The sequence below is a fragment of the Polaromonas sp. P1_E1_2 genome (genome assembly GCF_056406035.1).
Window position 1 is genome coordinate 1 of sequence record NZ_JBFUAZ010000803.1, and the last position, 1,524, is coordinate 1,524.

Sequence of the window (1,524 nt, forward strand, 5' to 3'; positions counted from 1 at the left end):
CTGTTTGAAGGCCAGGTGGTGTCGCCGCACTACGACTCGATGCTGGGAAAGCTGGTGGCGCATGCCGCGACACGTGATCAAACCATAGACCAGCTGGTGGCGGCGCTGGGCCGCACCGAAGTGCTGGGCCTGCCCACCAACCGGCAGTTTTTGTTGGCTTGCCTGGCTCATCCGGTGTTCCGCGCCGGGCATGCGCTGATTCCTTTTCTGGCGGAGCAGGGCGATGCGATACGCAGAGCGCTACAAAAAGAGGAGCTGCTTGCGCTTGTCCCGTATGGTCTGGTGGGCATTTTCTCTCAGGATATTGACTCAAACAGGGCCGCAAACAGCCTGCCGTGCCCCTTTCCCAGGCCGGTCCGGCTGCGCCACCACGCGCAGCTGCTGGACCTGCGCGTACGTGAGTTGGGCGGAAGTGCGCTGGAAATCGAAACGGGCGGCGAGGTGTTGCAGGCGGTGATCACGCAGGGACCCGATGGTGCTCTGACGGTAGGCACAGGCCAGACCGGGCAGCGCATATCGGCGGTTCGCCTGAAGGAATCTTCCGGGCAACCCGGTGCACGCTGGCATGTGCAGACGGGCTCTGTGGACCTGTTCCTGGAAGATTCCACCTTTGCGCCGCCGGCATCCGGCGGTGTTGCAACCGCGCGGGAGTTGCGGGCGCCCTTCAACGGCAAGGTGATTGCTGTCCATGCGGCGCCAGGCCAGGCCGTGAAGCGCGGCGACACGCTGCTGGTGATTGAATCCATGAAGCTGGAGCACGCGGTCAATGCCCCGCACGATGCCGTGCTGGCGGCTGTGATGGCAGAGGTGGGTCAGCAAACAAGTACCGGGCAGGTGTTGCTGAGGTTCGATGAGGCCAAAGCATGAGAACCCGGAAAATCAGGAAAGATTTCGCTGCACGACAATTGACGCCATGACCAAAGCACAGCCCACCCCCGCCGGCGCGATTGAGTTCGAGCCGGAATTTGTCGCCAGCCTCAAAGAGCTGTTCGAGGAAAAAATCGTTTTCAACAAGTTGCTGGGGCTCAAGATCACCTCGGTGACGGCGGAACGGGTCACCGCCCGCATTGACATGCGCAACGAGCTGATAGGCCACTACGCCCACAACCGCATCCACGGCGGCGTGATCAGCGCCGGTCTGGACGCCATGGGCGGGCTCGCCGTGATGGCGGCCATAGGCGCGCGCCACATGGACGAATCGCCGATGCAGCGGCTGCACCGCTTTGCCAAGCTGGGCACCATCGATCTGCGGGTGGATTATTTGCGGCCTGGCATCAGTGAATTTTTTGAGTTGCGGGCTGAGGTGATGCGGCTGGGGTCTCGGGTGGCGAGTACGAGGATGGAGTTTCTGGGGGCTGACGGTAAGTTGTTTTCTACTGGGGCTGGGGCTTATATCGTTTCTTAAGGATCTGCTTTTTGCTGAGTGTTGCTGGCCGGGGGTAGCCCGGCGGCTACTCACTTTTCTTTTGCTTCGCCAAAAGAAAAGTAAGCAAAAGAAAAGGCGACCCTGCTGTCTGCGTCCCT

At 61.1% G+C, this 1,524-nt stretch carries 2 protein-coding genes; both read left to right on the plus strand.

What is annotated here, in order from left to right:
- Positions 1–867, plus strand: an 867-nt coding sequence (locus tag AC1D1P_RS23040) for a biotin/lipoyl-containing protein (protein ID WP_477674596.1), incomplete at its 5' end; no start/stop codon positions are given.
- A gap of 46 nt (positions 868–913) precedes the next feature.
- Entirely contained in the window at positions 914–1,405 is a 492-nt protein-coding gene (locus tag AC1D1P_RS23045; RefSeq protein ID WP_477651237.1) for a thioesterase family protein, read from the plus strand.
- Positions 1,406–1,524 lie beyond the last annotated feature (119 nt).

Excerpts from the sequence above, each read along its gene's own strand:
- AC1D1P_RS23045 (WP_477651237.1), top strand. The coding sequence starts at position 914 with ATGACCAAAGCACAGCCCACCCCCGCCGGCGCGATTGAGTTCGAGCCG.